General features: G+C 57.7%; 7 protein-coding genes and 1 pseudogene. 3 read left to right on the top strand and 5 right to left on the bottom strand.

The genetic code is table 11. The features are described 5' to 3' along the window. From AAAB16_RS16970 to AAAB16_RS16955, 4 genes are all read right to left on the bottom strand, one after another. A partial coding sequence (locus AAAB16_RS16970) for an HD domain-containing protein (protein WP_340664378.1) occupies positions 1-363 on the bottom strand: 363 nt, incomplete at its 3' end. 57 nt (positions 364-420) lie between these two features. After that, entirely contained in the window at positions 421-684 is a 264-nt protein-coding gene (rpoZ, locus tag AAAB16_RS16965) for a DNA-directed RNA polymerase subunit omega (protein WP_110615397.1), read from the bottom strand. Between the two features lie 139 nt (positions 685-823). Then, positions 824-1,444 carry a guanylate kinase gene (gmk, locus tag AAAB16_RS16960; protein ID WP_340664377.1) on the bottom strand — a complete coding sequence of 207 codons (621 nt, stop codon included), beginning with the start codon at positions 1,442-1,444 and terminating at the stop codon, positions 824-826. Between the two features lie 13 nt (positions 1,445-1,457). Then, on the bottom strand, positions 1,458-2,321 hold the full coding sequence (locus AAAB16_RS16955) for a YicC/YloC family endoribonuclease (RefSeq protein ID WP_340664376.1): 864 nt from the start codon (positions 2,319-2,321) through the stop codon (positions 1,458-1,460). Between the two features lie 191 nt (positions 2,322-2,512). On the opposite strand from AAAB16_RS16955, the gene rph reads away from it, so the two are divergent. Together rph and AAAB16_RS16945 are read left to right on the top strand one after the other, a co-directional pair. Then, positions 2,513-3,235 (top strand): ribonuclease PH, encoded by a 723-nt coding sequence (gene rph, locus AAAB16_RS16950; protein WP_340664375.1) that lies wholly within the window; start codon positions 2,513-2,515, stop codon positions 3,233-3,235. A 39-nt stretch (positions 3,236-3,274) separates the two neighbouring features. After that, entirely contained in the window at positions 3,275-3,643 is a 369-nt protein-coding gene (locus AAAB16_RS16945; RefSeq protein ID WP_340664374.1) for a DUF4870 domain-containing protein, read from the top strand. Positions 3,644-3,714: 71 nt separating this feature from the next. Here AAAB16_RS16945 and AAAB16_RS16940 read toward each other — a convergent pair whose 3' ends face one another. After that, a complete protein-coding gene (locus AAAB16_RS16940) occupies positions 3,715-4,494 on the bottom strand; it encodes an exodeoxyribonuclease III (RefSeq protein WP_110615392.1) in 780 nt (259 codons plus the stop codon). Between the two features lie 91 nt (positions 4,495-4,585). On the opposite strand from AAAB16_RS16940, the pseudogene pyrE reads away from it, so the two are divergent. Further along, positions 4,586-4,769, top strand: a pseudogene (pyrE, locus tag AAAB16_RS16935) (orotate phosphoribosyltransferase); the annotation flags it as partial.

The following is a 4,769-nucleotide window of genomic DNA, read 5'->3' as shown; positions in this document are numbered from 1 at the left end:
TTTCTGGAAGTTTTCTGCTTGGGCTTCGGCTTTGGTTTCGAAGTTCATCTGGGTCAGCTTGCTGACCCCGTCCACCAGTTCGGCGACGGTTTCGCCAAATTGCGCGGTAAGCGCTTCTTTGGCGATGCCGGTGTCTTCAATAACGTCATGCAGCATCGCCGCCATCAGGCTCTGATGGTCCATGTGCATGTCGGCGAGAATATTGGCCACCGCAAGCGGGTGGGTTACGTAGGCTTCACCGCTGCGTCGACGTTGGCCGTCGTGGGCTTGCTCTGCGTAGAAGTAGGCGCGGCGAACCAGGTTGACCTGTTCGCCGCCCAGGTAGGTCGAAAGCCTTTCGGCGAGGGCGTCTATGCTCGGCATGGGTTGACCCCCTGCCAAGCGTTTTCGCGTGCCTTAGGACTTCGACCGGGCATAGGCTTAGAGGGCCTCGTTGGCCTCTTCCTCGAATGTGGCAAAGAGCGGCTCTTCGTCGACGATTTCTTCTTCGGCGATAACGTCGTAGTTAATCAGGCCAGCAGCAATTTCACGCAGGGCAACGACGGTAGGCTTGTCGTTTTCCCAAGCTACTTTCGGCTCTTTGCCGCCGGTAGCGAGTTGGCGGGAGCGCTTGGTAGCGAGCATGACCAGCTCGAAGCGGTTATCAACGTTGTCCAGGCAGTCTTCAACGGTAACGCGGGCCATGGTATTCCTCGTAGCGACAAATAAGGTAAGAGCGGAAATCTTTAGCCCGGTTGGGCGAACGAACTGTGCAGTCTAAAAAATAACCAGCTGTTAGGGAAGCGAAGATTTTCCCGCAGCGCCTGACGGCTGGTTTTCGGCCTTAAGCGAGCAGTTCCGTCAGCAAGGTGCTGTGGCGCTGCTGCTGCACATCTTGACGCAGGTTATTGGCGCGGAAAATAGCTTTCAAGTCCGCCAGGGCCGCCGCGAAGTCGTCGTTGATCACCAGGTGATCGTATTCGACGTAGTGGCTCATTTCGCTGACGGCTTCGCGCATACGTGTTTCGATAATCTCGTCACTATCCTGGCCACGGTTGTTCAGGCGCTGGCGCAGTGCTTGTTGGCTTGGCGGCAAAATAAAGATTGAGCGCGCCTCCGGCAGCAGGCGACGTACTTGTTGCGCACCTTGCCAGTCGATTTCCAGAATCAGATCAAAGCCTTCGGCGAGGGTCTTCTCTAGCCAGCGCTGCGAGGTGCCGTACAAATTGCCGAACACTTCGGCGTGCTCGAGAAAGTCGTTGTGCTCAAGCATCTGTAGGAAGTTTTCGCGGCTGACGAAGTGGTAGTTCACCCCATCCGTTTCACCTGGGCGCATGGCGCGGGTGGTGTGCGAAACCGAGACGCGAATATGCGGTTCAGCCTCGATCAACGCATTGACCAGACTGGTTTTACCGGCGCCCGAGGGCGCGGAAATAATGTAGAGAGTGCCTTTGCTGGCGTGCATGAGAGGGTCCGCCTTACTCGATGTTCTGTACTTGTTCGCGCATTTGTTCGATCAGCACCTTGAGGTTAACTGCTGCCTGCGTGCTGCGCGTGTCGAAGGCTTTGGAGCCCAGGGTGTTGGCTTCGCGGTTGAGTTCCTGCATAAGGAAGTCCAGGCGCCGCCCGGCAGCACCACCGGCTTTTAATACGCGGCGCACTTCGCTGACGTGAGTAACTAAGCGATCAAGCTCTTCGGCAACATCGCTTTTTTGCGCGAGGATTACCAACTCCTGCTCCAAGCGCTGCGGATCAAGCTCCACCTGCATCTCAGCGGTACGGTCGAGCAGCCGCTGGCGTTGGGCGCCAAGCATATGCGGCACCAGCTCGCGCAGGTTGGCGACTTCTTCGCCAATGTTGTCCAGGCGGTCGTTGAGCAATTTGGCCAGCTCGGCGCCTTCGCGGCCGCGTCCAGCTTTGAGCTCATTGAGCGCATCGTTAAACAGTGCCAGGGCGGCGCTATTAAGGGCTTGTGGGTCAGCAGCATCGGCGACTAGCACGCCCGGCCAGGCCAGAACTTCTAAAGGATTCAGCGGCGCCGGCGAGCTGATCAGGGCGGCCACGCTTTCAGCGGCGGCAACTAACTGTGCGGCGCGGTCTCGATCAACTTGCAGCGGCTTACCGGCAGTTTCTTCGGTATAGCGCAGCGTGCATTCCACCTTGCCGCGCGACAGGCCCTGGCGCAGCGCATCACGTACGCCGCCTTCGAGGTCGCGGAACGACTCCGGTAGGCGCAGGTGCGGCTCCAGGTAGCGGTGGTTAACCGAGCGCAGTTCCCAACTCAGCGTGCCGTTGGCAGTGGCCCGCTCGACGCGGGCGAAGGCGGTCATGCTGTGCACCATGGGAGGACCTCGCAAATAGGACGATATCAGCAGGCCGAGGAAAAACGCCGCCGTTAAGTGGCGATTTCGCACGGACTATAAAGGCGCAGGATTGTAGCGCAGTGCGCCCTTACCTCCCAATTTGGCGTGTGAGTGGCGCGCCAGGCCCCTATAATGCCGAGCAGATTTCCCGTCCCGAATAGGTATTCCTGATGAAACGTCCGAGTGGCCGTGCCGCTGACCAGCTGCGCTCGATCCGCATCACCCGCAACTACACCAAGCATGCCGAGGGTTCTGTACTGGTGGAGTTTGGTGACACCAAAGTGATCTGCACGGTCAGTGTGGAAAATGGCGTACCGCGTTTCCTAAAGGGGCAGGGTCAAGGTTGGTTGACCGCCGAATACGGCATGCTGCCGCGCGCTACCGGCGACCGTAACCAGCGTGAAGCCAGTCGCGGCAAACAAGGCGGCCGCACCCTGGAAATTCAACGTTTGATTGGTCGCTCACTGCGCGCCGCGTTGGATATGTCCAAGCTGGGCGAAGTGACCTTGTACGTCGACTGCGATGTCATCCAGGCCGACGGTGGTACCCGTACCGCATCCATTACCGGCGCCATGGTGGCGGTGATCGACGCGCTGAAAGTAATCAAAAAGCGTGGCGGTCTGAAAGGCGGCGACCCGCTGAAGCAGATGATCGCTGCGGTATCGGTGGGTATGTACCAGGGCGAACCGGTGCTTGACCTCGACTACCTGGAAGACTCTGCCGCCGAGACGGATCTCAATGTGGTGATGACCAGCCAAGGCGGTTTCATTGAAGTACAAGGCACTGCCGAAGGCGCACCATTCCAGCCGGAAGATTTGACCGCCATGCTTGCCCTGGCGCAAAAAGGCATGACTGATCTGTTCGAAATTCAACGTGTTGCTCTGGCCGACTAAGTCAGGTCAACCACAACCCGCAGTCCAAGGAGGAACAGCATGACCGAAGAACTGGAACCCGTTTTGACGCCGAGTAAAGACGCGCGGCAATGGGCAATGTTTTGTCACTTTGCGGCATTTTTGGGCATGGTGTTTCCCTTCGGGAATCTGCTCGGGCCGCTGATTGTTTGGCAGTTGAAGAAGGAAACCGATCCTTTTGTCGACGACCAGGGCAAGGAGGCGCTGAACTTCCAGATCACCGTCGCCCTGGCCATGCTGGTGTGCTTCCTGCTGATGTTCGTGGTGATCGGCGTGTTTTTGATCTGGATCGTTGGCGTTGCGGCTCTGGTGTTAACCATCATTGCCGGCATCAAGGCCAATGAGGGCAAGGCCTATCGTTATCCGTTTTGCTTGCGCTTGGTGAAGTAAGCTTTTTGCAGATGTAAAAAAGCCGGCGTGAAAGCCGGCTTTTTTTCGTCTGTTGGTAGGGTACGCACACCCTATACGCTGAGCGTCCAGTCGTAGTCCACGATCAGCGCAGCATGCTGCGAGAAGCGCGGCTGACGCGGCAAGCGCGCACCACGCACAAAGCGGCGCAGGCCCGTGGTCAACAACTGATAGTCGTAGCGATAGCCCAGGTTAAGCAGTTCGGCTTGTTCGCTATTGGGCCACCAACTGAACTGATCGCCTTCGCGGTTCACTTCGCGCAGGGCGTCGACATAGCCCATGGTGCCGACGATCTCGTCCATCCACGCCCGTTCGGGCGCCAGAAAGCCCGGCTCCTGCTGGCAGTCACGCCAGTTTTTTACGTCCAGCTTCTGGTGCGCCACGTACAGTGAGCCGCAATAGATGTACTCGCGGCGCTTACGACGTTGCTTATCCAGATACTGGGCGAAGTCGTCCATAAACTTGAATTTCTGATTCAAGTTTTCGTCGCCGTTCTGCCCCGTTGGCAGCAGAAGCGTGGCGATGCTTACTTTGTCGAAATCGGCCTGCAGATAGCGCCCGTAGCGATCAGCTGTCTCGAAACCGAGCCCACTGATCACCGCCTTGGGTTGCAATCGCGAGTACAGCGCCACACCACCTTGGTCTGGAACTTCTGCGTCGCTGGCATAGAGGAAATAGCCATCCAATTGGAGGGCTGGGTCGTCCAGTTCAAAGGCGGAGGCACGGGTGTCTTGCAGGCAGATGACGTCGGCATTCTGCGCTTGCAGCCAACTGAGCAAACCTCGCTCGACTGCAGCCTGAATACCATTCACGTTCACACTGATGATCCGCATAAATGGCCCCCAAAAACACGTGCGTGTATGATACCCGAGCTCATCCTTATTAGCTAAACCCACAGCTAAATCCGTGTCTTTTGGGGCTTTTATGCAGGCGTACCAGCGCGACTTTATTCGTTTTGCCATCGAGCGCGGCGTGCTGCGCTTTGGTGAGTTCACCCTCAAGTCCGGGCGTACCAGCCCCTATTTCTTCAATGCCGGTCTGTTCAACAGCGGTTCAGCGTTGGCTCAGCTCGGACGTTTTTACGCTGAGGCGATAGTCGCCAGCGGCA

The organism is Pseudomonas sp., assembly GCF_037994325.1.
GTDB lineage: Bacteria > Pseudomonadota > Gammaproteobacteria > Pseudomonadales > Pseudomonadaceae > Aquipseudomonas.
Note: the sequence above shows the minus strand (reverse complement) of the source record. Positions and strands in the feature narration are given on the sequence as shown.